Here is a 25,800-nt window from a genome sequence, read left to right on the forward strand (position 1 = left end):
TGCCGTTGCGCTCGTGTGCACGTCAAGATGCGCAGCAAGCGTTTCCAATGGTTTTCTGAAAACTCTTGCGTCCAGGTGGAGTCGGCCAACTTCGCTGCCTGGCAGGATTACTTGCGGACATCCGTATGCGGTGCCGCCCGCATACGGCCGGTCTAGCCGGCGAGGGCCGCCCTGTCTCCCATGACCACCGCAGGGTGCTTCTCCGGGGCCAGCGTCTGCAGCAGATACTCCATGCCTGCCCGGGAGATGCTCACACAGCCGGATGTGCCGCTGCCGTGGTCCAGGTGCAGCCAGATGCTGCCGCCCTTGTCGTCGCCGTCGGGACGCGCCGGGTCGAGCGGGGAGGTTCCCTTGTTGCGGTTGTAATCGACGGCGATGACGTGATCGAAGTCGTGCCGGGTCTTCTTGGGCCAGTACGAGGGCGGGGTGAAGGCGGCGCTCGCGGTGTAAGGCAGCTTCGCGTCCGGTGCGGAACGCACGCCGCCGGCGTCGGTGAGGGTGAAGACGCCCACGGGGCTGCGCTTGTCGCCCTCGTGGTGGTCGCGGGTCCAGCCCTTACGGCCGTTGTGTCCCTGCCAGCTGCGCCCGGGGGTCCACTTGTCACCCTTCTTGGTGAACAGCCTCACGGTCGCCGCGGCGGAGTCCTTTTCCTTGCCGTAGACGGCCACCACCTGACGGGACTTGCCGGGGATCCGCTTGTGCAGAGCATCGCCCACACCGGGGATGCGGGTGGGATCGGTCTTGCGTGCGGCATCGCCGCCGGGCTTCCCTCCCGGTTCCTTCGCGGCACCGGCGTCACCGCCGCACGCCGCCAGCGTCACGGCGAGGGTAACGGCCACTGAACCGGCGAAGGCCGTCCTCGTCGCCCTTACCGCTGCCGCGCGGCGCTCTGACGTCCGCCCGTTCCGCACCCGGTCCACCCCAGTCCTGTGCATGTCCACCATGGTCGCACTCCCCCGGTGGCGGCACGCGGGCCGAGCGTCCGCGAACCCCGCGGATTCGCTCGCTTCCGCAGGTCCGGGAAGGGTGGCGGGAGTTGGGCCGGTCGGCGCACCGCTCCGGAAAACCCGTTGCGTGGCAGCTCGGACACGGCGAGTCTTGCGGGGCGGACACACCCCTATCGAGCCGCACACACACCGGGTCACCACTCGCACCGACCGCTCTGGGACGTCATGCACATTCGCGATCTTCCCTACTCCGACCCCGGCGTTCCCGATGTGCGGTCGGGTCCGCGCTTCCTGCTGTGGCTGGGCCGCATGCAGCTCGGAGGCCAGGCCAAGGCTCTGGGCTGGGGCACCCTGCACATGGCCTCCGTCGCCCTTGTCCCCGCGATCGTCGGGCTGGCCCTGCAGGCCGTGGTGGCCGGTTCGGGCGGCGGACTGGCCGAGGCGGGCGGGCTGCTCCTCATCATCGCCGTCTCGGTCACGGTCGCGGACACGATGCTCCACCGCTCGGCGATCACCAACTGGATCACTTCGGCGGCCCGAGTGCAGCAGTTGCTGGCACGCCGGACGGCCGCCCTGGGGGCGACACTCACTCAGCGGGTCGCGGCGGGAGAGGTGGTGGCCGTCTCCACCGGCGACATCGAGAAGATCGGCTGGTGCGTGGAGGCCGCCTCCCGCTTCAGCGCAGCGCTGCTGACCACCGTCGGCGTCTGCGTCGGCCTCGTCGTCTACGAACCTCAGCTGGGGCTGCTCGTCTCTGCCGGGATGCTGGTCCTGGCCTTCACGGTGCTTCCGCTGCTGCCCCGCGCCACGCGCCGCGCCGACCTGCAACGTGAGAAGGCGGGACGCGCCACGGAGCTGGCGGCGGACACGGTAGCGGGCCTGCGCGTGCTGCGCGGCATCGGCGGCGAGGAACTGTTCCTGACCCGGTACCGGCAGGCATCCCAGGAGGTCCGCCGTGCGGCCGTGCGCACCGCGCGGATGTGGGCGCTGATCGAAGCGCTTCAGGTGGCGCTTCCGGGCCTGCTCCTCATGGGCGTCGTATGGCACGGGGCGGGCCTCGCACTCGACGGACGCATCGGCGTGGGCGAACTGGTCACCGTCTACGGCGCGGTGACCTTCCTGCTCTTCCCGCTGCGGCTGTTCCAGGAGTTCGCCATGGCCTACTCCTTCTCACGTCCGTCGGCGCAGCGCGCCGTCCGCGTTCTGTCGCTCCGCAGGGGCGGACCGGAGAGCGCCGATGGCTCCCGGGACACCGCCGGCACCGGGACGGGAGAGGATGCGGCGCAGACGGAAGGGGCCGGAACGGAGCAGGAGGCCGACTACGCCCTGGGCGGCGATCTCTACGACCCCGTCACCGGGCTGCTCGCTCCTGCCGGGCAGTTGACCGCTGTGGTGTGTGGCGACCCTGAGGCGGCGGGCAGGCTGGCCGACCGGCTCGGCGGTCATCCGCCGGAAGTCGACGGCTCCGCATCGGTCCTCCTCGGAGGCGTGCCGCTCGACGACGTACCGCTCGCGAGCGCGCGCTCAGCGGTGCTCGTCCAGGACAAAGATCCGGTGCTGCTGTCGGGCTCGCTGCGCGAACTGCTCGACGTGCCCCGATCCGGTGCGGTGCCGCAGCAGCACGCGCTGGAGGCCGCACAGTGCGGGGACGTACTGGACGCGCTGATGCAGGGCGCTCCCGAGACCGGCGGCGATCCGCTCGAAGCGTCCGTCACCGAACGCGGACGGTCACTCTCGGGCGGGCAGCGGCAACGGCTCGCGCTGGCGCGCTCGCTGGTCACCGACCCGCAGGTGCTGGTTCTGGACGAGCCGACATCGGCGGTGGACGCCCACACCGAGGCCCGTATCGCACGGTCCCTTCGCAGGGTGCGCGCAGACCGTACGACGGTCGTCTTCACCTCGAGCCCGCTGATGCTGGACCAGGCCGAGCGGGTCGTCCTCGTACGCGGCGCGGAGGTGCTCGCTGCCGGATCGCACCGCGAACTGCTGCGCACACACGCCGGATACCGGGCCGTGGTCACGCGCGAGCCGGAAGAGGACACGGTGCCTGACGCGGATGCCGCCGCCGGCGCCTCCCCTTCCGCCGGGCCCTCCCCCGTACCCGACAGTCCCCGTTTCGCACAGGCGGAAGGAGCTGAGCACGCATGACCGCCCCGACAACGCCGACTGCCTCCCCCGCCGCCGCGGGCTCAACCAACCAGACCGGCTCCGAGGCCCCTGCCGACTCCTCCGTCCGTATCGGCGTCGCCCCTCCCGGCTACGACCCGGCCGCTTCGGAGAGCGCGACCACACTGCCGGTCGGAGGCCCGGCCACCGTCCGCGGCTACGTGCGCGAGCTGCTGCGGAGGCACAGGCGTGCCTTCGTCACACTCATCCTCGTCAACACCGTCGCGGTGCTGGCGTCGATGGTGGGCCCTTACCTGCTGGGCGGCCTCGTCGAGGATCTGACGTCGGGCAGCCGGGACATGCAAATCGGCCGCGTCGTCGGCCTGTTCCTGCTGGCCCTCGTCCTCCAGAGCTTCTTCGTGCGGGAAGTGCGGCTGCGTGGGGCGATGCTCGGTGAGCGGATGCTGGCGGACCTGCGTGAGGACTTCCTCGTGCGTTCGGTCCGTCTGCCGCCGGGGGTGCTGGAGCGCGCCGGCACGGGGGATCTGCTCTCGCGGATCACCACGGACATCGACCGGCTGGCCAACGCGATGCGCGAGGCCGTGCCGCATCTGTGTGTCGGTGTCGTGTGGGCGGCGCTGCTGCTGGGGGCGCTCACCGCCACGGCTCCGCCGCTGGCGCTGGCGGTGCTCATCGCCCTGCCGGTGCTGCTGGTCGGCTGCCGCTGGTACTACCGCCGCGCACCCAGCGCTTACCGTTCCGAGGCCGCTGGATACGCGGCCGTGGCAGGTGCCCTGGCGGAGACCGTCGACGCGGGCCGCACGGTGGAGGCCCACCGGCTGGGCGCCCGCCGCGTCGCACTGTCCGAGCAGCGCATCTCGCAGTGGACGGCCTGGGAGCGCTACACGCTCTGGCTGCGCTCCGTGCTCTTCCCCGTCGTCAACGTCACGAACCTGCTGCTCGTGGCGGGTGTCCTGATCCTCGGCGGCACGTTCGTGCTGTGGGGCTGGATCGGCGTGGGCCAGCTGACGACGGGCGCGCTGCTGGCTCAGATGCTCTTCGAACCGGTCGGGCTCATCCTGCGCTGGTACGACGAACTCCAGGTCGCCCAGGTCTCCTTGGGCCGGCTCGTCGGTGTCCGGGAGATCGAACCCGACTCCGGCGACGGGAAACTGGCTCCGCGGGGCCGCGAACTGCGCGCGGACGACGTGCGTTTCGGCTACCGCACCGGCACGGACGTGCTGCACGGGGTCACGATGCGCGTGCCGCCCGGCACCCGCGTCGCGCTCGTGGGGCCCTCCGGGGCGGGCAAGTCCACCCTGGGGCGGCTGCTGGCGGGCATCTACGGACCTCGCACCGGCAAAGTCGCCCTGGGGAAGGCCGAGTTGTCGCGGATGCCCGCCGATCGCGTCCGCCGTCACGTGGCGCTCGTCAACCAGGAGCATCACGTCTTCGTCGGGTCGCTCCGCGACAACCTGCTGCTGGCCCGCACGGGGGCGAGCGACGCCGAACTGTGGGCGGCGCTCGCCGCTGTCGACGCGGAAGGATGGGCGCGGTCGTTGCCGGACGGCCTGGACAGCGAGGTCGGCTCCGGGGGGATCTTCGTCGCTCCGGCGCACGCACAGCAGATCGCGCTTGCGCGGCTGGTGCTGGCCGACCCGCACACTCTGGTGCTCGACGAGGCCACCTCGCTGCTGGACCCGCGTGCGGCCCGGCACCTGGAGCGCTCCCTGGCGCAGGTGCTCCATGGGCGCACCGTCGTCGCCATCGCGCACCGGCTGCACACCGCTCACGACGCGGACGTCATCGCCGTCGTGGAGGACGGCCGCATCAGCGAACTGGGCAGCCACGACGCCCTGGTCGAGGAGAACGGCGCGTACGCGGCGCTCTGGCGCTCCTGGCACGGCTGAGAACGCCCCGGCCACCGGCAGTCGGCACGGCCTCGGCATCCCGCCGGCGCCTGCCGCCCCCGGACGTCCGTCAGCCGAAGACACCGAGCGCGAAGAGCGCTCCCGCCCCGCCGAGCAGCATGAACAGGGGCATCAGCAGCCGCGTCTCGACCCACGCTCCGGCCCGGAAACGCATGAACTCCGGCGGGCCCAGCGGATACCAGCGCTTGCCGCTTATCTTGACCGGCCACAGGATCGGGCAGCCCGAAATGGTGATCGCGTCGCCGATGTTGTGAACCAGCGCCCCGAGAACGATCGGAAGCCCCAGCCACACGTACTCCAGGCCATGCCCACCGAAGAGCCAGCCGGCGCCGTTGCCCGGTTCGTCGAGCACGCCGGCGAGGCTCCAGGCGCTCGTCGCACCGAGCAGCCACACCAGGATGTCGCTGGAGACCCGGGCCGCACGCCACAGCAGCCCCTCCACGGCGAGAACCATGTGGATGAAGAGGATCACCAGCACCGCCCAGCGGCCGCCGAAGACCGCCGCCGCCGAGAAGCCGACCCCCAGGAAGAGCGCCCAGGGCCACGTGTGCGTGAGGGTGCGGTGCCCCCCGGAGCGCCGCCGCTCGCCGTTCCCGCGAGTGGAGTTGTAGACGGCCTCGGACAGCTTGTCGATCACTCCGCACAGGCCGCGGGAGAACGGGCCGAAGGCGCGGGAGATGGTGGCGGCCTTGTGGTCGAGATCCGGCGCAAGAGCGGCACCCGAGCTGATCAGGGCGCCGGCCAGGAGCACCGGCCAGGGCATCGGGTGCTCCAGTGCGGCTGCCGCAGCACCTACTCCCAGCCAGGCGGCCGCTCCCGACAGCGAATGCGCCGGTCCCATCATGTCCGTCCCCCACCCCTGTGGCTGCTCGCGTCAGCGCAGCGGGCCGCAGGCTGCCGCGGCCCCAACTGGCCCTCGGAAGCGCTCTGATCGCCCGCCGCGCTGACGCCTTGTCGGCGGGACAGCGTATCGGCAGATGATCACGCCAGGAGCACCGGTTCCCGATAGCGGAAACAAGGAAGGCAGTATGGGGTGCGTGACAGCCACCCTCATCGATCAGATGCCGAGCGACGCCGACCCCGACGCCCTTTACGAAGCCTTCTCCGGCTGGGCGGAGGAGAGGGGGATCTCGCTCTACCCCGCGCAGGAGGAAGCGCTGATCGAAGTGGTCTCCGGTGCGAACGTGATCCTCTCCACCCCGACCGGCTCCGGTAAGAGCCTGGTCGCCGCGGGTGCCCACTTCGCGGCTCTCGCGCGGGACGAGGTCACCTTCTACACCGCTCCGATCAAGGCCCTGGTCTCGGAGAAGTTCTTCGACCTGTGCAAGATCTTCGGCACCGAGAACGTCGGGATGCTCACCGGCGACGCGTCCGTCAACGCCGACGCCCCGGTGATCTGCTGCACGGCCGAGGTGCTTGCCTCCATCGCGCTGCGGGACGGCGCGGAGGCCGACATCGGCCAGGTGGTGATGGACGAGTTCCACTTCTACGCCGAGCCTGACCGCGGCTGGGCCTGGCAGATCCCCCTGCTGGAGCTTCCCCGCGCGCAGTTCGTGCTGATGTCGGCGACCCTCGGGGACGTCGCCCGCTTCGAGGAGGACCTCAAACGGCGCACGGGCCGCGACACCGCCGTCGTGCGCTCCGCGACCCGCCCCGTACCGCTGTCGTACGAGTACCGGACCACCTCGCTGACCGAGACCGTCACGGAGCTTCTGGAGACGCGCCAGGCACCGGTCTACATCGTGCACTTCACGCAGGCGCAGGCGGTGGAGCGGGCGCAAGCGCTGATGAGCATCAACATGTGCACCCGCGCGGAGAAGGACGAGATCGCCAAGATCATCGGCAACTTCCGTTTCACCACCCGCTTCGGACGCAACCTCTCGCGGTACGTGCGGCACGGCGTCGGAGTGCACCACGCGGGCATGCTGCCCAAGTACCGCCGGCTCGTGGAGCGGCTCGCACAGGCCGGTCTGCTGAAGGTCATCTGCGGTACCGACACCCTCGGAGTGGGCGTCAACGTGCCCATCCGTACGGTGCTGTTCACCGCCCTCACCAAGTACGACGGCAGCCGCGTGCGCACACTGCGCGCGCGGGAGTTCCACCAGATCGCGGGCCGTGCGGGACGGGCGGGCTTCGACACGTCCGGTTTCGTCGTCGCCCAGGCCCCCGAGCACGTCGTCGAGAACGAGAAGGCCCTCGCCAAGGCCGGGGACGACCCGAAGAAGCGCCGCAAGGTCGTGCGGAAGAAGGCCCCGGAAGGCTTCGTCAACTGGGGGCAGCAGACCTTCGAGAAGCTGATCGCCTCCGACCCGGAACCGCTCAACTCGCGGTTCCGCGTGACCCACGCGATGCTCCTGTCCGTGATCGCGCGGCCCGGCGACGCCTTCGCGCAGATGCGCAAGCTGCTGGAGGACAACCACGAGGACCGCCGCTCCCAGCTGCGGCACATCCGCCGGGCGATCGCCATCTACCGCTCGCTGCTGGACGGCGGCGTCGTCGAACGGCTCGACGAGCCGGACGCGCAGGGCCGCACCGTGCGCCTCACCGTCGACCTCCAGCACGACTTCGCGCTCAACCAGCCCCTGTCCACCTTCGCGCTGGCGGCCTTCGAACTCCTGGACCCCGAATCCCCCTCCTACGCGCTGGACATGGTCTCCGTCGTCGAATCCACGCTCGACGACCCGCGGCAGATCCTGGCCGCCCAGACCAACAAGGCGAAGGGCGAGGCCGTCGCGCAGATGAAGGCGGACGGGATCGAGTACGAGGAGCGGATGGAGCGGCTGATGGACGTCAGCCACCCGCAGCCGCTGGAGGAACTGCTCTTCCACGCCTACGGGCTCTACCGCAAGTCCCACCCATGGGTCGGCGATCACCCCCTCTCCCCCAAGTCGGTCATCCGTGACATGTACGAACGTGCGATGACCTTCGCGGAGTTCGTCTCCTTCTACGAACTGGCCCGCACCGAGGGCATCGTGCTGCGCTACCTCGCCAGTGCCTACAAGGCCCTGGAGCACACCGTCCCCGACGAGAAGAAGTCCGAGGACTTCCAGGACATCATCGAGTGGCTCGGCGAGATGGTCCGCCAGGTCGACTCCAGCCTCCTCGACGAGTGGGAGCAGCTCGCCAACCCGGAGGAGGAGAGCGCCGAGGAGGCGCAGGAACGCGCCGACCACGTCCGGCCCGTCACAGCCAACTCCCGCGCTTTCCGCGTCCTCGTGCGCAACGCGATGTTCCGGCAGGTGGAGCTCGCCGCGCTGGACAAGGTCGCGGAACTGGGCGAGATGGACGCCGATTCCGGCTGGGACGAGGACGCCTGGGCCGAGGCCCTGGACGGCTACTGGGACGAGTACGACGACCTGGGCACCGGCCCCGACGCCCGCGGCCCGGGGCTCCTGAGCATCGAGGAGGTGCCGGAGGAGGCTCTGTGGCGCGTACGGCAGACCTTCGCCGACCCGGATGACGACCACGACTGGGGCATCTCCGCCGAGGTCGACCTCACCGCCTCCGACGAGGAGGGCCGCGCCGTGATCAAGGTGACCAACGTGGGCCGCCTGTGAGGGGCCCGCAGCACGTGAAAGAGGAGCAGGCCCCATGACCAGCCCCGCAGAGCAGCTCGCAGGGCTGCTCGACCTCGAGCAGATCGAGATCAACATCTTCCGGGGGCGCAGCCCGCGGGAGAATCTCCAGCGCGTCTTCGGCGGCCAGGTCGCCGGGCAGGCTCTCGTCGCCGCCGGGCGCACCACGGACGGGCAGCGCCCCGTGCACTCGCTGCATGCGTACTTCCTGCGGCCGGGCGTGCCCGGGGTCCCCATCGTGTACCAGGTCGAACGAGTGCGGGACGGCCGCTCGTTCACCACGCGGCGCGTGGTGGCCGTGCAGCAGGGCCGGACCATCTTCAATCTCACCGCCTCCTTCCATCAGCCGGAACTGGGCATCGACCATCAGGTCCCGATGCCCGCCGTGCCGGACCCGGAGAGCCTCCCGAAGCTGGCCGACGAGATCCGGGACCACCTCGGCGAACTCCCCGAATCTCTTGAGCGCATGGAGCGCCGCATGGCGTTCGACATCCGCTATGTGGAGCGGCTGCGCTGGGAGGCAGGCGAGCTGCGGGACATCGAGCCGCGAAGCGGGGTGTGGATGCGGGCCATCGGCTCGCTCGGTGACGACCCGCTCGTCCACACCTGCGCCCTCACCTACGCCAGCGACATGACGCTCCTCGACGCCGTACGCATCCCCATCGAGCCGCTGTGGGGCCCGCGGGGCTTCGACATGGCCTCCCTGGATCACGCGATGTGGTTCCACAGACCGTTCCGCGCCGACGAGTGGTTCCTGTACCAGCAGGAGTCCCCCATCGCGACGGGCGGCCGGGGACTGGCCCGCGGACAGATCTTCGACGGCGAAGGCCGGCTGATCGTCTCGGTGATGCAGGAGGGACTGTTCAGAAAGCTGGGCGGCTGAATCCCCTCGGCCGCTCAGGACCGATAGCGCTGCCCCGCCATGGTGGCCGCTGACGCGGAGCGCGCAGGGCGTTCAGCACGCGGGCTCTCTGCTCGACCTGGCCCGCCCGCCCGTGGCTATGGCTTCCGGCCGCGCCCGTGCGCGCTCCCCTGTCCGGACGCGGGTCATGTTCCGTACGCACCGGCGGGCGCCAGGTGCACGACTGAGCTCGTCCCCCCGGCCAACTGACCTCCTCTGCCGCGGAATCGGACGGACCGGCGCCGTGGGCGGCCGAGTGGGCCGGCCCAGCGGCGTCCTCGGCGGCGCGGGCCTCCGATGCCCGTGCGCCCTCCACATCGGCCACCAGCATGAGGCGTTGCCAGAAGATCTCATCCTCGGCGGCTGCCTTGCACAGCTCCTCCGCCACCTCGCGGACAGCCGGGGATCTGCCACGGAAGGGCGCCAACTCGGGCTGCAAGGCGCTCAGGCGGGCCCGCTCACCCGCGTCCGGGACGGCCTCCCGCAGGATCTCCTCGCTGAGCACAGCAGCCCGGGCAGCTGCTGCCTGCCACGGCCCCTCCGCCTGCCGGCACAGCTGGCCGACGCGGCGGCCGCGCCAGTGCCCCGCCCGCAGGTCCACCCCTTCGGCCAGCAGCATGCGCAGCCCGCGCGGGAGGATTCCGGAGAGCAGCTCCGGACGGGTCTCCGCGAAGGAGCTCAACTCCTGCGCCAGATACAGCCACACCACCGTCCGATAGCGGTTCACGTAGAAGCTCACCGGGCTGAAACAGCCGCCCCGTGCCAGGCGGGCGAACCGAGCCCCCGTGACGCCGAGCAGCTCGGCGCCGCCGCCCGCGTCGACGATTCGCAGCTGCTCCCGCAGTCCGTCCGGGAAATCCTCCGCGGCCCGCAGCCTGGCCAGTTCGTCACGGGGCACCCGGCGGCGAACCGGCCCCCGATCCGCACGCAGCGTGGTCGCCGAGGCCGCTGCGCGCACCGTACGTACGTGGCCCAGCTGCGCGGCGAGCGCCATCTCGCCCGGTTCCAGGCCCAGTTCCTTCGCGGCCGTACTCATCGCGACGTCGTCGTGCATGGTTCTTCCCCCGTCGTTGCCGTCATCTCCAGCAGCGGTCCAGCTACTGACAGTGACGACATTAGACGGTGGAAGAAAATCCCGCCCGGCCTGTGGATAACTCCCGCCACGGGCACGCTCCGGGATACCGCACGGTGCGCGGCCTGCCGCTACGTCCCGTTGCGCGCCGCCAGACCGAGATGCTCGCCGACGCGGCTCACCAGCAGCGTCATCTCATAGGCGACGGCACCGACATCGGTCTCGGCTCCCGTCAGCACGCACAGACAGCTTCCCTCACCCGCGGAGGTGACGAAGAGCAGTCCCTCCTCGAACTCGATCATCGTCTGCCGTACCTGCCCTGTACCGAAGTGCATCCCCGACCCCTTGGCCAGGGACTGCAGACCGGATGCCACTGCGGCGAGATGCTCGGCGTCGGCCTTCTCCAGGGTCTGACTGTTCGCGGTGACCAGGCCGTCGGTCGAGAGCACCATCGCGTGCCGTACGGACGGCATCCGGTCGGTCAGGTCGTCGAGCAGCCAGTCGAGCCCTGTGTTCAGCGCCATCCCGGCGTTCCCCCTTCTCCTCAGCTGCTGCCTTGCCACCCTTACCCACCACAACGCGGGGAGCAACCACACGCTCACCTGCCGCACTCAGCGCCACGAGCCGTGTACGCCTCGCGCAGTATGGACACATGGCTGAGAAGATGACGGAAGACGAGTGGCGCGGCTTCATCTCCGAGGGCACACGTACGGGGAAACTCTCGACGGTCCGCGCCGATGGAAGCCCCCATGTGGCGCCGGTGTGGTTCGTGCTCGACGGTGACGATCTGCTCTTCAACACAGGTGAGGACACGGTCAAGGGACGCAATCTTGCCCGCGACGGCCGCGTCTCCATCTGTGTGGACGACGAACGGCCTCCGTTCGCCTTCGTCGTCCTCACCGGCCGGGCGGAGCTGAGCCGCGACATGGACACGATGCTGCACTGGGCCACCCGCATCGGCGCCCGTTACATGGGCGAGGAGGCGGGGGCCCGATTCGGTGCACGCAACGCCGTTCCGGGCGAGCTGCTCGTACGCGTGCGCGTCTCGAAGGTGGTGGCGCTCTCCGGCATCGCGGACTGAACCGCCGCCAGATGCGGGGCGCCTCCGGACCCTGTCCACCGAGGCGCCCCGCGCCGGCGTCCGCCATCATGAGGTCCATGCAGCACGAGACGAGCAGCGATCCCGCGCGGGTGCGCGAGTTCTTCGGCGCCCGCGCGGCCCGCTGGGACGCACGCTTCCCCGACGACGGCCCCGCATACGAGGCGGCCGTCGGTGAACTCGGACTGCGCGAGGGCGACGCCGTTCTCGACGCGGGCTGCGGCACAGGGCGGGCGCTGCCTCCGCTCCGCGCTGCGGTCGGGCGCACGGGCACCGTCCTCGGCGCCGATCTCACCCCGGAGATGATCTCCGAGGCCGTGCGCGCCGGGCGGCACTCCTGTGCGCGTCTGCTGCTCGCGGACGTCTGCCGGCTTCCGCTGCGCGACGGCTGCCTCCACGCCGTCTTCGGGGCAGGGCTGATCTCCCACATGGCCGGGCCGGACACCGGGCTTCGGGAACTGGCCCGGGTGGTCCGTCCCGGAGGCACGCTCGCCCTCTTCCATCCCGTCGGGCGCGCGGCGCTCGCCGCGCGCCACGGCCGCGCCCTGACCGCGGACGACATCCGTGCCGAACCCAACCTTCGTACGCTGCTTGCCACTTCGGGCTGGCGGCTGACCTCGTACACCGACGAGGCCGACCGCTATCTGGCCCTGGCAACGCGGGCGTAGCCGTTCGCAGGCGTAGCACCGCCCACGAACGGCATCCGGGCGGCCGGGAGTCAGGCCGACGGGACCGCCAGCACTACACCTTGCCGTGCGGCACAGGACACGCGCCGCCGAGCCCTCGTTCCGCCTGCCGCGGGAAGGTGCCCAGGTCCTCCAGGCGGTAGCCGACCGGATAGCCCGGATACCCCTTGATCTCCGGGTTCTGCCGGGCGTAGTGCGGCTTGCGCCGCGGCGGCATCAGGCGCACGGCACGCGCCCGCGTGCGCAGAGCACCCTGGACGAGCCTGCGGACCGCGGGACGCGGCTGGTCGTAACGGAAGGCGCGCAACAGCGAGTCGTCCAGCAGCGCCTTGCTCGCGCCACGCACCGCGGGGGCGAGGGGGGACGGATACCAGGACGCCATCAGCGCCAGCGTCGAGTCGGAGACGTGGCGCGAGTCGGGGTCCCAGCCGAAGTGCGCTTCCTCGTACTCGTCGAGATACGTCTCGAAATCGCCGTAGCTCTCCGGGATTTCGGTGATCCCCAGGTGCTTTCCCAGCACGCGGTAGTAGACGGCCGACGCGTGTTGCTCGTGGCGCGTCAGGCGCCGCCACCCGTACATGTCCAGCCACCGCTTCGGCATCACGACGAATGTGCACAGCACGTAACGCATGTCGCCGTCGGAGATGTCGTAACTGCGGTGCATCTGGTTGATCCGGCGTATCGCGGTACGGCCCTTCTCGGATCTGTGGCCGTGCTCCATGACGGCGTCCAGGAGCAGCGCGGTGTCGTCGTAGCGCTTCTGCGTGCGGTCCGTGAGCTCCGCGGTGTGCGCCAGCAACCGCCCTATGCTGGGCACCGCGTAGGTGCGGTAGAGCGCCAACTCCAGGGCACGGGTGAAGTCCCAGGGGAACTCGTAGGTCGCCGAGAGCCGGTAGATCTCCTCGAAGTCCTCTTCCGGGTCGAGTTGCAAGATGTGCTTGAGCCGGTCGTATCGCCCCACGTCGTCGTGTCCCCTCCGTCAGCGGCCCTGCTCTGTAAACGAACTGACTCTAGAGTTAAGGTTCCCCAGAACTCATGGAAGGGGAGGGCACGTGGCCGCCGAGGACGATGACGCGCTGTTTGTGCTGACGGCTGTACTCCTGACTCCCGCCCAGTTTCCGAGCGTTCTGGGCGACGACTACCCAGAGGCCTGCGCGAGACTCGACCTCGAACCGTACGCCGAGGGTTACGGGTTGGTTCTCGGCCAGGACGGCTCCGGCGCCCGCTGGACCGTGGCCACCGACGACGTGACCCTCGTGGCCTGCGCGATCGCTGCGTGGGACTGCGGCATGGAGTACGACCTCTCCCCCTCGGACCGCTCCGTTGCCGCGGCGCTGCCGGGCTGGCCGCTGAACGTGGCCGTCTCGGCCCCCGGAGTGCCCGCGCCGCACGACCCCGAGCCCGACCCGGAGATGGACGGTGGACGATCGGCGCTCGTGCCGCCGGACACGGAACACTGGGGACCGGCCCAGCGCCGGCTGGGCGCGGACGAGATCGCGCTGCAGTGGGCGGCCTGGCGCGAACAGGTTGAGGACGACGTCGAGTTCGTCGAGGCCGGCGAGAACCCCAACGCATCGGTGAAGCGGGTCCTGGAGGAGGTGCGGGCGTACGTGGAGACGCCGCCACCCCCCGGCCGTGTCCGCTCGGCCTTCGCCTCCGGAGAGGCGCGCACCCTGCGCGCGGACGGGCCCGGATGGAGCATGGTCGCCCGCACCGACGACATCGCCTTCCTTCTTCTGGACGACGAGCCGGGTGAAGTCCTGCCGGTCGGACGCGGAGCCGAACTGCCCGGTCTGCTCGAAGCGTTGGACGGAATGGCGGTCCGCCCGGCGGCCTGACGCCATTTGCCGGCGCGGTCGGAGCCGGCCCACGGCGCCCCTCAGCCGAGCGGAATCGGTACGTGCACTTCGACGGGCTGCCCGTCCCAGGAGACGGCAACGGTGCCCGGCAGCGGTTGCCCGCGCTCGGCCGCCATCAGGAACTCGGTGGTCTCCCCCGGCCGCACGACGGCGTTCTCCGGGACACCGCGGGCGGACGACGGGAGACTCGCACGGCCGACGCGGACGCCCGTAAGTGTCGTAGTGCCGGTGTTGCGCAGGGCGAAGCTGTGCCGTCCGAAGCGCTCGATGCGCCAGGGGCCCGTCGGTGCCTGCCGCTGTGGCGGCGCGTAGAGCGGCGGCGCGGCCGCTGCGGGCCAGGCCGTCCGAGAATCCTGAGAGCCGACCCAGCTGCCGCCCGCCGGGGCCGCTCCCACGGGAACAGGACCGCTCTGCTGCTGCGGCGGCGGAAACCACTGCGGAGATCCGTATCCGCCGGGCGGGCCGGCGGGCCCCGTGCTCCAGGGAGGCTCGGGTTCCGCCTCGTCGGCGTCCTCCGGAACGTCCTCATCCGGGACATCCGCAGCCTGGACGTCCTCATCCCCTGCGTGCCGCGGAGGCGGTGGCGGCACCCCGTCAAAGGACGGCTCCGGCTCCTGAGCAGGCACGGGCCGGAGCCGGGGGCGCGAAGAATCCGGCGCTGCGGGCCATGCCACCGCGCTGACCCGGTGCAGGAGGTCCTCCATGATGAGCGTGCGGCGCTCGGCCGTCTCGATCTGCCGACGCAGCAACTGCGACGTCTCTGCCTGCAGTTCGTTCTGCCGGCGCAGATCGCGCCGCTGGCTCATGCCCTGTGCGATCGCGTAGCACGCCATGCCGAACGTCACCACGGTGCTGCCCCACGTCGCGGCGTCACCGGCCTCGAGCGCCAACCACCTCATGGCTCAACTCTATTGACCCGCGCGCACGTTGCGTGCGGGCACCTACCTCGTGGCGGGAGCGTCCGCGCTCCCGGTCAGCGGTTGAGCTCCTTGCGGCTCACCCGGCGCAGCCGGCGCCGCTGCGAGGGGTCCAGCACCAGGTAGGCGATCGCGGGTACGCCGACGATCACCGCGAGGGCGATCCAGAACGACGTCAGCCACCACAGGAGAAGTCCCACAGCCACGCCGCCGACGGCGATCTTGCCTCTGTTGGTCATTGTCGTCCTCCTTCAGGGCGAGTCTGCCCGCCCGCCTCTACCCATTAGAACTCCGACTCGACCGTTGGGGTTCCTTCGGGATTCCGGTCTTCCGTGCTTCTGCAGCGGCCCCGGCCTCCTCGAAAGAGCTACTCAAATTTGATGAATTGGTTCCATGCCTCTGATCGCGCGCACTCCGGCACCCCGTGACACAACGAACCCGGCCGGGGCGAGAGGGCCTGAGCCCTGCTCGCCCCGGCCGGGGAAAGCCCCGTCGACGCGGGGACGTGACGACTTTCGCCGCCTCAGCCACGGCTCCGCGTGGAGGCCGTGGCGCGGGGTCACGCGTTCTGTTCCAGCACCGGCAGGTAACCGCCGGTCTGACCTTCCGCCGTCGGGTGGTAGGACTCCCCGACCGGGAAGGTGACGCTGTGCAGCCACGAGTCGCCGGAGCAGATCTCATGTCCGGTGAAGGTGCCGCTCACGTCGCCGAACGTGAAGCCGTGATCGGCCGCGCGCTTGGCGATCGTGTCGTTGAGGACGTCGGCCGCGGAGTTGATCGCCGCGCGTGACGCCTCGCTGATACCGACGGAACATTCGCCGTTCAGCTTGTATATGCGGGGATAGCCCATCACCACGACCTTGGCGGAGGGTGCCTTGTCGCTGATGGCGTTGTAGACGGAGTCGAGCTTGCCGGGCAAGGTGCCCGAGATGTAGCTCTTCGCCTCGTCGATCTTCTCCAGGCACACACTCTCGCCCTGCAGCACACATGCCTGCATGGTGTCGGCGAAGCCCGCGTCGTTCCCTCCGATGCTGATGCTCACCAGGCCGGTCGAGGAGGTGACCGGCCCGAGTTGACCGTTGAGTACGTCGTCGGTGACGGCTCCGGAGCATGCCGTGAAGTCGAACGAGGAGGGCGAGTTGGCCGCGGCCCACTGCTGGGAGTAGGCCTTCGAGCTCCGCTTGCAGTCGCCGCTGTCGCCGTAGTCGCCGGCTCCGAGACCGGAGGAGTAGGAGTCGCCCAGGGCGACATACGCGGGGGCCGCGTCCTGCGCGGAGGCGGGCACGGCCCCGGTGAGCGTGATGACTCCGAGCGACGACGCCACGGCAGCGCCCGTGGTCGTCCATCTGCGTGGCTTCATGGAACCTCTCATGGTGGGGGGAGACATGGAGGGTGCTTTTGTCATGTACAGAGGTATCAGCCGCCGGGCTCAACTGGAAGTGCTCATGTCAAGAAAGCTGTAGAAACTGTGAGCGGGCTTGCACAGCAGGGGTGTTGACGAAACTCGGGGCAGGAACCCCGCCTTCACGGATCGGCGGTCCGAACTCCGGGCGCGACGCGGTACCGGAAGTTAGATTCCACCAGGCGAAGATCCCTACACGCGACGGGAGTTGGGGGGGGTTACGCGCGTAGGTACGGGGGATGCAGCCGCCGTCAGGAGTGAGGAGAAGTCAGGCAGCGAAGCGTCACGTGTCCCGGTCCTCGGACTCGGCGACGAACGTACGCACACACACCGCCGGGCAGGGACCGCACCCCCACGTGACGGCGGCCCTGCCCGGGGCTGGCTCTATGCGATTGTGCGTCCCCTGCCGGTGTGCGGTGGTTCCGCGGCTACGCGCCGCCCTTGAATCCCACACCGGCGTAGCCGCGGTGGTCGACGAGTTCGTCCTCGCCGGGAACCGGGCCGTCGGGACGCCACAACGGCGGCTTCACCAGGCCCGGTTCGATGAGCTCGAAGCCGTTGAAGTACGGCATGATCTCGTCGTAGCTGCGAAAGATGAGCTGCGCGGTCGAGCCCTTGTACACCTCGGAAGCCTTCGCCGCCGCCTCGCCGTCGTCGAAGTCGGAGGTGATGTGCGACAGGATCAGGCAACTCCCCTCCGGCAGACGGCTGGTGAGGGCGGAGACGATCTTTCCGGGATCCTCGTCGTCGCGGATGAAGTGCATCACGGCAACGAGCATCAGGGCGATCGGCCGGTCGAAGTCGATGAGGTCCCGCGTGGTGGGATGGTCGAGAATCGCATCGGGTTCGCGGAGATCGGCCAGTACGAAGCTCGCGTTGCCCGAGTTGGTCAGCTTGGCGCCCGCGTACGTCGCCACGATGGGGTCGTTGTCGACGTAGGCCACGCGCGTCTCCGGCGCGATGGCGCGCGCCACCTCGTGCGTGTTGGGCGAGGTGGGGATGCCGGTGCCGATGTCGATGAACTGCCGGATGCCGCTCTCCACCACCGTACGCACCGCGCGGTGGTGGAAGCCCCTGTTCCCCTGGGCGGTCGGACGGATGAAGGGTGCATGCCCGAGGACGCGCTCGGCCGCTTCCCTGTCGACCTCGTAGTTGTCCAGGCCGCCCAGGTAGTAGTCGTACATCCGCGCCGGATGCGGCGTGGTGGTGTCGATCTGCTCAGGGCTGAAGCCCGTCTCCGACACGTCGTCCTCCATGTGGTCTTGCTGGTCGGGCGAGCAGAAAGTCGGCATCTCCGGCCTGCACGCCCTGAATGAACTTCTTGATCTCGTGGGGGGTGTAGATGAGGGCGGGCCCGTCGGGGTCCGTGGACTGGCGCAGGGCCACCCGCCCGTCATCCAGCTTCAGAGCCTCCACACAGCTGCCGCCGTTGCCACCGCTCCAGGGCTTGTGCCAGCCCTCTGTGCCGAGGTTCTTGGCAGGCATCCCGTTGTAGATACGACCCATGGTTCAGATCTCCTTGCGCAGTGCACTGAGCATCGCCTCCGTCCGCGACACGGGTGCGGCCTGGGCACACATCCGGTCCAGTGCCTCCAAAAAGGTCGTCACGTCGTCGCGCTGGTCGAAGTAGACGGCTCCGACCAGGCTCTCCGCGCATGCGACATCCGGCAGTTCGTCGATGGGGAAACGGAAGAGGTGGAACGGCCCGTACATCGCCGGATGGGGCCCGGCGGTGAACGGCATGATCTGCAGCCGGACGTGCGGGCGCCGGCCGGCCTCGATGAGGACGTCGATCTGCTCACGCATCACATCGGGCCCACCGAGGGAGCGGCGCAGCACGGTCTCGTCCATCACCACCCACAGCATGGGCGGTTCGTCGCGGTCGAGGACGGCCTGCCGCTCCAGCCGCAGCGCGACCTGCCGCCGGATCTCCTCCTCCGGCGCCTGGGGCATCCCTGAGCGCAGCACCGCCCTTGCGTACCCTTCGGTCTGCAACAGCCCCGGCACGTAGTGGGGTTCGTACGCGCGGATGCTGTGCGACTCGCTCTCCAGGCTGACGAATGCGCTGAACCACTCGGGCAGCACGTCGCGGTAGCGGTGCCACCAGCCCGGCTGGTTGGCCTGGCGCGCCAGGGCGAGGAACTGTTCGAGCTCCGTCGGGTCGGTGACGCCGTAAGTCTGCAGAAGCTTCTCGACGTAGAGGACCTTCAGGCCGACTTCGGCCTTCTCCATCCGCCGGACAGTGGCGTGGGTGACGTCGAGCGCCTGCCCTGCTTCCTCGTACGACAGGCCGCGCTTCTCCCGCAGATGCTGCAGGCGCCTGCCCAAAACCACCCGCAGAACGGTGGGCGCCCCACCGCCCGTCCGCGAGTCCACCACTATCGCTCGCCTCCAACTCCTGTCATGGGCAAGCAGTTTGGCATGGACGCCTTGTCGGACGACAGCCTGACTCGAACGATTCTGTAATTTGCAGACTGATCCTTGCCAGGTGTGACTGAACAAGCTCATAGTGGAGCTGTGGCTTCCCCCCATGACGCCCTGTCTTTAGAAGATCGGCCCTCAGCTGTGTCGGTACGCCCGCTCCGGGACGCGTTCCGTCTGCCCGCCCTCGACACCTCGGTGTCGCGGGCGCGAAGACGAGTTCTCGACCGCCTGCACGAATGGCGAGTCGATCAACAGGCCTGCGAGGACGCACAATTGCTGGTGTCCGAGCTCTTCACCAACGCTGTGCGCCACACCGGCAGCGACAAGGTGAGCTGTGAACTCTGGCTGGTGGGCCTGCGGTTGTGCCTTGAGGTGACCGACCAGGGCGGAGGTCCCGACCCGCTTCGGCCCCGCCCGGGCGGCCCGGTGGACTCCGACGGGGAAAGCGGACGCGGCTTGCTGCTTGTCAGCGTCCTCGCAGACGACTGGGGCATCCGCCGCAGTCTCGACGGCGGCCCCGACAGCGGCCACGCGGTGTGGGCGGAACTGACCTGTTCCCTCAACCCTGGTGAGGGCTGAGGGAACCTCCGTCATGTGGCCGGCTGTCGCTCGCCGGCTGCCACAGCACAGCGCCATCGCCCCGGCACGGGGGGCGGTGGCGCTGTGCTGTGCAAGGGGCGACCACCCCGCTGCCCGCCCATCTGCCATCGGTTACGCTCACGGGCATGGACAGCATCTACTGGCACGCGGTCACACCGCCTCCCGCGTCCCGCTGAGGGCGCACTGATCCACGGGCGCGAGCGGCAACGCTCCGCCCGCTCCCCGGCAGTCCGGGCTCTTCCTCCCGGCGGACCGCCCGACGCGGTGCCGCCATCGAGGTCTCCCCCGCTGCCCATGGCTGCTGCGCCCTTCCGATGACCGTCATCACCGGCCTTCAACGGATCAGGACGCGAACCGCATGTCATCCTTCTCTGCCAGTTCGTCCTCGCACGCGCGCCCGCATTCCGGCGCACCCGGCCCGCAGCCGCCTTCGTCCGATGGCGCACCCTCCTTCACCCGCGGTCGGCGCGGCGGAGGCGGGCCTCTGCTCGTGCTCGCCGCGGCGACGCTGTGGGGCACCACCGGCACGGCCGCAAGCTTTGCCCCCGCCTCGGCGTCACCGCTCTCGACAGGGGCCGCCACCATGGGCGTCGGCGGTCTCCTCACCCTTCTGATCGCGGGACGTTCGGCGCTCCGCGTGCTGCGCGCCCGGCGGCCGGTGTCGCTGTGGGCGCTCCTGGGGGGCGTCGCCGTCGCCATCTATCCCCTTGCCTTCTACTCGTCGATGGACCGGGTGGGAGTGGCTGCCGGCACGGTGGTGACCATCGGCTGCTCGCCCGTCTTCGCCGCCCTGCTGGAGCGGCTGCTGGTCGGTGTGCGGCTGACGCTGCGCTGGCTCGCGGCGACGGTGTCCGCCGGTGCGGGGTGCGCGCTGCTGGCGCTGACGGCCGGGGACGGGGCGGAGACCGGACACGACGTGCCCGGCGGAGTCGCACTGGCTCTCCTCGCCGGAGCGTCGTACGCCGTCTTCGCCTGCTACGGGGCACGCATCATCCGCGCGGGACACACCTCCCGCGCGGCGATGGGCAGCCTCTTCGGGCTGGGGGCGCTCGTACTGCTCCCCGTGCTGGCCCTCACCGGCGGACCCCTACTGAGCGAGCCGCGCGGCGTACTGGTCGCCGCATATCTGGCGGTGGTGCCGATGTGCGTGGCCTACGTGCTCTTCGGTGCCGGTCTGGCCCGCGTCACGGCCGGGACGGCGACGACGCTGTCGCTCTTCGAGCCGGTGGTCGCCGCGGCGCTCGGCGTGGCCGTCGTCGGTGAGCGCCTCGGAGGTTGGGCGTGGACAGGCACGGGACTGGTCCTGCTCGGACTCCTCGTTCTCACGGTGTCCGGGCGGATGCCCGGAGCACTGCGGCGGAGCACACCCGGACGGGTCCTCGGGGATGCATCTCCGTCCCGGGAGACGGAGATCTAGTCACGCACGTGCGGACGGCGGGGCTCCGGATGGTCCGGGCCCCGCCGCCAACAGCCGCTTCCCCGCCGCTACTTCTCCACGGCGGACGGGTCGTGTTCCCGCGCCTTCTCGGATGTCCCGTCGGACTCCTGCAGGGCGTGCCTGCGCTGCAGCAGGACCCCGAGGACGAGTACGACGGCCGCCACCACGACCGACATGATCATCTGCTGCCGGCCCTCGGAGTCGTAGAACATGTAGCCGATGACGAAGAGCATCAGCGCGATCGTCGCGTACGTCAGATACGGGAACAGCCACATGCGCACGGTGTGCCGCTCCGGCATGTCCCGCTCGATCAGTGGCCGCATCCGCAGCTGCGAGAAGCAGATGACGAGCCAGACGAAGAGCGCCACCGCTCCCGAGGAGTTCAGCAGGAACTGGAAGACGGTGTCCGGCGAGGTGTAGTTGAAGATGACGGCGACGAATCCGAAGGCCACGGAGGACCAGATGGCCGTCGCCGGCACACCCCTCTTGTTCACCTGCGAGAACGACTTGGGCGCATCACCGCGGCGGCCCAGCGAGAAGGCCATCCGCGAGGCGGTGTAGAGACCGGAGTTGAGACAGGAGAGCACAGCGGTCACGACGATGACGTCCATGATCGTGCCCGCGTGCGGAATGCCCAGCTGGTCGAGGGTCGCCACGTACGGACCCTTGTCCACGATCGCCTTGGAGTTCCACGGCACGATCACCACCGCGAGGATGATCGAGCCCAGGTAGAAGGTGCCGATGCGCCAGATCACGCTGTTGGTCGCGCGGCGCACCATCTTCTCCGGGTTGGCCGACTCCCCGGCGGCCAGCGTGACGATCTCGCTGCCCATGAAGGAGAAGACGACGAGCAGCATTCCGGAGAGGATCGCTCCTGGTCCGTTCGGCAGGAACCCGTCGTGTGCCGTCAGGTTCGACACCCCGGTGGCCTCGGCGCCAGGCAGCAGCCCCAGTACGCCCATGCCTGCCAGCACGATGAAGGCGACGATCGCCACGACCTTGATCCCGGCGAACCAGAACTCGAACTCGCCGTACGAGCCGACGGACGCGAGGTTGGTGGCGGTCAGCAAGACCATCACGATCAGGGCCCAGGTCCACTGCGGTACGGCGGGCACCCAACCGGTGAGGATGGTCGCCGCCGCCGTGGCCTCCACGGCGAGCACGACGACCCAGAACCACCAGTAGAGCCATCCGATGGCGAAGCCTGCCCACCGCCCGAGGGCGCGGTCGGCGTACGTGGAGAAGGAGCCCGAGGAGGGGTCGGCCGCCGCCATCTCGCCCAGCATCCGCATCACGAGGACGACGAGCAGCCCCGCGATCAGGTAGGAGACGATGATTCCCGGGCCGGCCTTCGCGATCCCCGCGCCGGAACCCACGAACAGACCTGCGCCGATGATCCCGCCGATCGCGATCATCGACAGATGCCGGTTCTTGAGGCCTGCCCTCAGTGAGTCCTGTTCCGCGGGCCCATCGGTAGACGCATGCCCTGAGCGCTTGCCATCCGCACTCTCAGTTACATTCGACGGTCGCATGCCCATTGCTAGTTCCTTTATTTCCCTGGGCATTCCGTGAACTGAGGTTCCATTCAAAGGTTCTGCCAAGGAATTCTCTGCGGACTGAGTCAGTGGGCCACTGAACCGCCAGGAAGACCGCAAGGTCAATGTGATCTGTGTCACTGTCACGGATGGTGAATGCGCGCCTCCCCAGAGGTGTCGTGGCTTGGGGAGCTATCGCGCGGAGCGACACATTCCGCCTGGGCTGATATCGCCCGGGCGTCCGCATTCCGTCAGCAGTACCTCGTCAGGCGGACACGTGGAACACAGACGCACGGCGAGGCGTTGAAATATCAGATCTCGACGAGGCGGACAAAAGGGATGGAGGCATGGCCCATGGGCACCGAGCCACGGGGCCGCGGCGGGAACGGGGACGAACAGGAGAGCGGGCAGAACTGGGACGAAGGGCTCGACCTCGATGAGAACTTCATCCGGGGCGCCGAGGTGAAGGAGCCGGCAGCGCGGACGCGGATGCTGCGGGAACGCTGGCGGCAGAGCCCGCCCGAACCGCAGCCCTGGCGGGCGGACGCTCCTCCCGCCGGGTGGTTCTTCAGCAAGAGCCGCCGCAGAGCGCGCAAGCGGCGCCGCGGCAACGACGACTGAGACCAGTCACAACGGCATAGGACCCCGACCCTCGCCGCCGCGCGGCCGGTGGGCGGAGACGAGTGCGTCCGCCACCCCGCTGTCACCGCCTTGACCAGGTATTGCCCGGCACGCTCCGTGGCCGGCGATTCCGGGGAATTCCCTTCACACGACCCTTCTTTACCAGCCGGACCATTCCGGTCAGGGGTCTGATGGGCGGAGAATGTCCGTATCGATAGCAGTATGAACCGAGACATCTTCCCGCCCGGCTCCCGAAATTCGCACGCCCTTGCGATACTTACGGGCCGGTCACCACCCGCCACCGCGGTCGAAAGGCGAAAGGCCTGGTCATGACAGACAGTACCCTCGGCGAATCCGTCACCGCGCCGTCCGCCGATGCTCCTCTCAGCCGCGACGATCTGCTGGACCGGGCACAGCCCTACCGCCGCGAACTGCTGGCTCACTGCTACCGCATGATGGGGTCGGTCCACGACGCCGAAGACCTCGTGCAGGACACGTATCTGCGGGCGTGGCGCGCCGCCGACCGCTTCGAGGGCCGCTCGTCGCTGCGTACATGGCTCTACAGGATCGCGACGAACGCGTGCCTGACAGCCATCGAGAGCCGTGGCCGCCGTCCCATGCCGTCCGGGATCGGTGCGCCCAGCGACGATCCGGAGCGTCCCGTGGTGGAGGCACCGGAGGTTCCATGGCTGGAGCCCGTGCCCGATGCGATGTTCCGTGGTGAGCAGCCCTCGGACCCGGCCGCGGTCGTCGTCTCGCGCTCCAGCATGAGACTCGCCCTCGTCGCCGCCCTGCAGCATCTGCCCCCGAGGCAGCGTGCGGTGCTGCTGCTGCGCGAGGTCCTCAAGTGGCGGGCGGCCGAGGTCGCCGAACTGCTCGACACCTCGACGGCGAGCGTCAACAGCGCCCTGCAGCGCGCACGTGCGCAACTGCAGCAGGCGGCGCTCACGGAGGACGAGCTGTCCGAGCCGACCGATCCCGCCCAGCGCGAGCTTCTCGACCGCTACGCCAAGGCGTTCGAGAACTCCGACGTCACGGCGATCGTGCAGCTCTTCAAGGAGGACGCGGTCTGGGAGATGCCTCCGTTCCCGGAGTGGTTCCGCGGCCGCGACGCCATAGCGCGCCTCATCGGCGCGCAGTGCCCTATAGGCCCCGGCGAGGGTCTGATGATCCCGACCGCTGCCAACGGCCAGCCCGCCTTCGCGCTCTACAGCCGGCACGAGGGCGGTGACTACAAGCCCTTCCAGCTGCAGGTGCTCGGGATCGAGGACGGCCACGTGGCACACGTGGGCGCCTTCTTCGGCGACGAGCTCTTTCCCCTGTTCGGGCTGCCGGAGTCCGTGCCCGCGGAAGCGGCCGGGCGCTGAGCACCTGCCGCCCTCCGCGGGCACGGCCCGGTTGTGAGCGGCGGGCGCTCAGGCACCGAGCAGGTGGTCCATGGCGAGCTGGTCGAGGCGTTCGAAGGCCATGCCCCGCTGCGCCGCCGCGTCCGGGTCGAAGTCCTCGAAGGCGGAGCGGTCCGCGAGGAGCCGGCCGGGTGTCTCGCCCGGCTCCAGGGTCGGCAGGGTGAGCTGGTCGAGCCGGGAGTCACGCAGCGCCTCCTGCACGGCCGGGTCGGCGCGGAAGGCTGCCGCCCGTTCGCGCAGGATCAGGTAGTTGCGCATGCAGCCGGCCGCCGACGCCCACACCCCGTCGTAGTCCTCGGTGCGGGGCGGCTTGAAGTCGAAGTGGCGGGGGCCCTCGTAGCCTCCGCTCTCCAGCAGATCCACCGTCCAGAACGCGGCCCGTAGGTCGCCGGCCCCGAAGCGCAGATCCTGGTCGTACTTGATGCCGGACTGGCCGTTGAGGTCGAGGTGGATGAGCTTCCCCGACCACATGGCCTGCGCGATGCCGTGGGGGTAGTTGAGGCCCGCCATCTGCTCGTGTCCGACCTCGGGGTTGACGCCGAAGAGCTCCGGCCGCTCCAGCCGGTCGATGAACGCCAGGGCGTGGCCGACGGTGGGCAGCAGGATGTCGCCGCGAGGTTCGTTCGGCTTGGGCTCGATGGCGAAGCGGAGGTCGTAGCCCTGTTCGGTCACGTACTCGGCGAGGAGGTCGAATGCCTCCTTCATGCGGTCCAGCGCCGCCCGGATGTCCTTGGCCGCACCGGACTCGGCTCCTTCGCGGCCGCCCCAGGCCACATATGTCCTCGCGCCCAGCTCGGCGGCGAGATCGACGTTGCGCATCGTCTTGCGCAGGGCGTACCGGCGCACGTCGCGGTCGTTGGCGGTGAAGGCACCGTCCTTGAAGACCGGGTGCGAGAAGAGGTTGGTCGTCGCCATGGGGACGACCATGCCGGTGGCCTCCAGGGCCTGCCGGAACCTCTTGATGTGGGCCTCGCGCTCGGCCGGTGCGGAGCCGTGCGGGATGAGGTCGTCGTCGTGGAAGGTGATTCCCCAGGCGCCCAGTCCGGCGAGCCGGTGCACGGCCTCGACCGGGTCGAGGGGGGCGCGGGTCGCTTCGCCGAACGGGTCGCGTCCCAGCCAGCCCACCGTCCAGAGACCGAAGCTGAACCTGTCCTCCGGCGTCGGCGCGTAGTTCATTCCGCCGCCCCTCTCCCCGTGGCGCTTCCTCGCGCACACGGCTATTAGTCATGACCGTTGACAAATTAGTATGCGCCCAGGGCCGCAGCGTGGGAAGAGGCCGCG

The 25,800-nt window shown here is 69.7% G+C and carries 24 protein-coding genes; 11 read left to right on the forward strand and 13 right to left on the reverse strand.

Annotation, left to right across the window (positions count from 1 at the left end; all coding sequences use genetic code 11):
• Nucleotides 1-152: 152 nt before the first annotated feature.
• Nucleotides 153-935, reverse strand: a complete 783-nt coding sequence (locus I004_RS0104270; RefSeq protein ID WP_486579732.1) for a L,D-transpeptidase family protein — start codon at nucleotides 933-935, stop codon at nucleotides 153-155.
• Nucleotides 936-1,172: 237 nt separating this feature from the next.
• Between I004_RS0104270 and I004_RS32145 the strand changes: the two genes are divergently transcribed.
• Nucleotides 1,173-3,095: an ABC transporter ATP-binding protein gene (locus I004_RS32145; protein WP_051344694.1), complete on the forward strand. Its 1,923-nt coding sequence runs from the start codon at nucleotides 1,173-1,175 to the stop codon at nucleotides 3,093-3,095.
• Nucleotides 3,092-4,963: an ABC transporter ATP-binding protein gene (locus tag I004_RS0104280; RefSeq protein ID WP_078510815.1), complete on the forward strand. Its 1,872-nt coding sequence runs from the start codon at nucleotides 3,092-3,094 to the stop codon at nucleotides 4,961-4,963. The genes I004_RS32145 and I004_RS0104280 overlap by 4 nt, the downstream gene beginning before the upstream one ends.
• Nucleotides 4,964-5,033: 70 nt before the next feature.
• Here the strand turns inward: I004_RS0104280 and I004_RS0104285 are convergent, their stop codons facing one another.
• Entirely contained in the window at nucleotides 5,034-5,828 is a 795-nt protein-coding gene (locus I004_RS0104285) for a metal-dependent hydrolase (protein WP_028434459.1), read from the reverse strand.
• A gap of 184 nt (nucleotides 5,829-6,012) precedes the next feature.
• Here I004_RS0104285 and I004_RS0104290 point away from each other — a divergent pair, with 184 nt between their 5' ends.
• Both I004_RS0104290 and I004_RS0104295 read left to right on the forward strand, forming a co-directional pair.
• Entirely contained in the window at nucleotides 6,013-8,541 is a 2,529-nt protein-coding gene (locus tag I004_RS0104290) for a DEAD/DEAH box helicase (RefSeq protein ID WP_028434460.1), read from the forward strand.
• Between the two features lie 34 nt (nucleotides 8,542-8,575).
• Nucleotides 8,576-9,442 (forward strand): acyl-CoA thioesterase, encoded by an 867-nt coding sequence (locus I004_RS0104295; protein ID WP_028434461.1) that lies wholly within the window; start codon nucleotides 8,576-8,578, stop codon nucleotides 9,440-9,442.
• Here I004_RS0104295 and I004_RS32150 read toward each other — a convergent pair.
• A complete protein-coding gene (locus I004_RS32150) occupies nucleotides 9,423-10,514 on the reverse strand; it encodes a DUF6397 family protein (RefSeq protein ID WP_051344695.1) in 1,092 nt (363 codons plus the stop codon). The two genes, I004_RS0104295 and I004_RS32150, sit on opposite strands and share 20 nt — an antisense overlap.
• Nucleotides 10,515-10,663: 149 nt before the next feature.
• Complete coding sequence (locus tag I004_RS0104305) at nucleotides 10,664-11,056, reverse strand: roadblock/LC7 domain-containing protein (RefSeq protein WP_028434462.1); 393 nt, start codon at nucleotides 11,054-11,056, stop codon at nucleotides 10,664-10,666.
• A 128-nt stretch (nucleotides 11,057-11,184) separates the two neighbouring features.
• On the opposite strand from I004_RS0104305, the gene I004_RS0104310 reads away from it, so the two are divergent.
• Nucleotides 11,185-11,613 (forward strand): PPOX class F420-dependent oxidoreductase, encoded by a 429-nt coding sequence (locus I004_RS0104310; protein WP_028434463.1) that lies wholly within the window; start codon nucleotides 11,185-11,187, stop codon nucleotides 11,611-11,613.
• A gap of 77 nt (nucleotides 11,614-11,690) precedes the next feature.
• Nucleotides 11,691-12,299, forward strand: coding sequence for a methyltransferase domain-containing protein (locus I004_RS0104315; protein WP_028434464.1), 609 nt, complete (start codon nucleotides 11,691-11,693; stop codon nucleotides 12,297-12,299).
• A gap of 73 nt (nucleotides 12,300-12,372) precedes the next feature.
• Here I004_RS0104315 and I004_RS0104320 read toward each other — a convergent pair whose 3' ends face one another.
• Nucleotides 12,373-13,278: an oxygenase MpaB family protein gene (locus tag I004_RS0104320; RefSeq protein ID WP_028434465.1), complete on the reverse strand. Its 906-nt coding sequence runs from the start codon at nucleotides 13,276-13,278 to the stop codon at nucleotides 12,373-12,375.
• A gap of 91 nt (nucleotides 13,279-13,369) precedes the next feature.
• On the opposite strand from I004_RS0104320, the gene I004_RS0104325 reads away from it, so the two are divergent.
• Nucleotides 13,370-14,155, forward strand: a complete 786-nt coding sequence (locus I004_RS0104325; protein ID WP_028434466.1) for a hypothetical protein — start codon at nucleotides 13,370-13,372, stop codon at nucleotides 14,153-14,155.
• A 41-nt stretch (nucleotides 14,156-14,196) separates the two neighbouring features.
• Here the strand turns inward: I004_RS0104325 and I004_RS0104330 are convergent, their stop codons facing one another.
• The 6 genes from I004_RS0104330 to I004_RS0104355 all read right to left on the reverse strand — a co-directional run bounded on the left by I004_RS0104330 (nucleotide 14,197) and on the right by I004_RS0104355 (nucleotide 18,829).
• Nucleotides 14,197-15,075, reverse strand: coding sequence for a hypothetical protein (locus I004_RS0104330; protein ID WP_158676998.1), 879 nt, complete (start codon nucleotides 15,073-15,075; stop codon nucleotides 14,197-14,199).
• A gap of 74 nt (nucleotides 15,076-15,149) precedes the next feature.
• The gene (locus tag I004_RS0104335; protein ID WP_028434468.1) at nucleotides 15,150-15,332 is read right to left on the reverse strand and encodes a hypothetical protein; all 183 of its coding nucleotides are present in this window, start codon (nucleotides 15,330-15,332) and stop codon (nucleotides 15,150-15,152) included.
• Nucleotides 15,333-15,652: 320 nt separating this feature from the next.
• A complete protein-coding gene (locus I004_RS0104340; protein ID WP_028434469.1) occupies nucleotides 15,653-16,453 on the reverse strand; it encodes an SGNH/GDSL hydrolase family protein in 801 nt (266 codons plus the stop codon).
• Between the two features lie 470 nt (nucleotides 16,454-16,923).
• Nucleotides 16,924-17,751 (reverse strand): SAM-dependent methyltransferase, encoded by an 828-nt coding sequence (locus I004_RS0104345; protein WP_028434470.1) that lies wholly within the window; start codon nucleotides 17,749-17,751, stop codon nucleotides 16,924-16,926.
• Nucleotides 17,714-18,001 carry a DUF397 domain-containing protein gene (locus I004_RS32155; protein WP_051344696.1) on the reverse strand — a complete coding sequence of 96 codons (288 nt, stop codon included), beginning with the start codon at nucleotides 17,999-18,001 and terminating at the stop codon, nucleotides 17,714-17,716. The genes I004_RS0104345 and I004_RS32155 overlap by 38 nt, the downstream gene beginning before the upstream one ends.
• Before the next feature lie 3 nt (nucleotides 18,002-18,004).
• Nucleotides 18,005-18,829 (reverse strand): helix-turn-helix domain-containing protein, encoded by an 825-nt coding sequence (locus I004_RS0104355; RefSeq protein WP_486579733.1) that lies wholly within the window; start codon nucleotides 18,827-18,829, stop codon nucleotides 18,005-18,007.
• Between the two features lie 231 nt (nucleotides 18,830-19,060).
• Here I004_RS0104355 and I004_RS32160 point away from each other — a divergent pair, with 231 nt between their 5' ends.
• Complete coding sequence (locus I004_RS32160) at nucleotides 19,061-19,498, forward strand: ATP-binding protein (protein ID WP_486579734.1); 438 nt, start codon at nucleotides 19,061-19,063, stop codon at nucleotides 19,496-19,498.
• Between the two features lie 379 nt (nucleotides 19,499-19,877).
• Nucleotides 19,878-20,936 (forward strand): EamA family transporter, encoded by a 1,059-nt coding sequence (locus tag I004_RS32165; protein ID WP_078510817.1) that lies wholly within the window; start codon nucleotides 19,878-19,880, stop codon nucleotides 20,934-20,936.
• 68 nt (nucleotides 20,937-21,004) lie between these two features.
• Here the strand turns inward: I004_RS32165 and I004_RS32170 are convergent, their stop codons facing one another.
• Entirely contained in the window at nucleotides 21,005-22,495 is a 1,491-nt protein-coding gene (locus I004_RS32170) for an amino acid permease (protein ID WP_051344697.1), read from the reverse strand.
• Nucleotides 22,496-22,846: 351 nt separating this feature from the next.
• Here I004_RS32170 and I004_RS0104375 point away from each other — a divergent pair, with 351 nt between their 5' ends.
• The gene (locus I004_RS0104375; protein ID WP_037974999.1) at nucleotides 22,847-23,113 is read left to right on the forward strand and encodes an SGM_3592 family protein; all 267 of its coding nucleotides are present in this window, start codon (nucleotides 22,847-22,849) and stop codon (nucleotides 23,111-23,113) included.
• Nucleotides 23,114-23,442: 329 nt separating this feature from the next.
• A complete protein-coding gene (locus I004_RS0104380) occupies nucleotides 23,443-24,480 on the forward strand; it encodes a sigma-70 family RNA polymerase sigma factor (RefSeq protein ID WP_028434474.1) in 1,038 nt (345 codons plus the stop codon).
• 48 nt (nucleotides 24,481-24,528) lie between these two features.
• Here I004_RS0104380 and xylA read toward each other — a convergent pair whose 3' ends face one another.
• The gene (gene xylA, locus I004_RS0104385; RefSeq protein ID WP_028434475.1) at nucleotides 24,529-25,695 is read right to left on the reverse strand and encodes a xylose isomerase; all 1,167 of its coding nucleotides are present in this window, start codon (nucleotides 25,693-25,695) and stop codon (nucleotides 24,529-24,531) included.
• Nucleotides 25,696-25,800 lie beyond the last annotated feature (105 nt).

This window comes from Streptomyces sp. TAA486 (genome assembly GCF_000426165.1).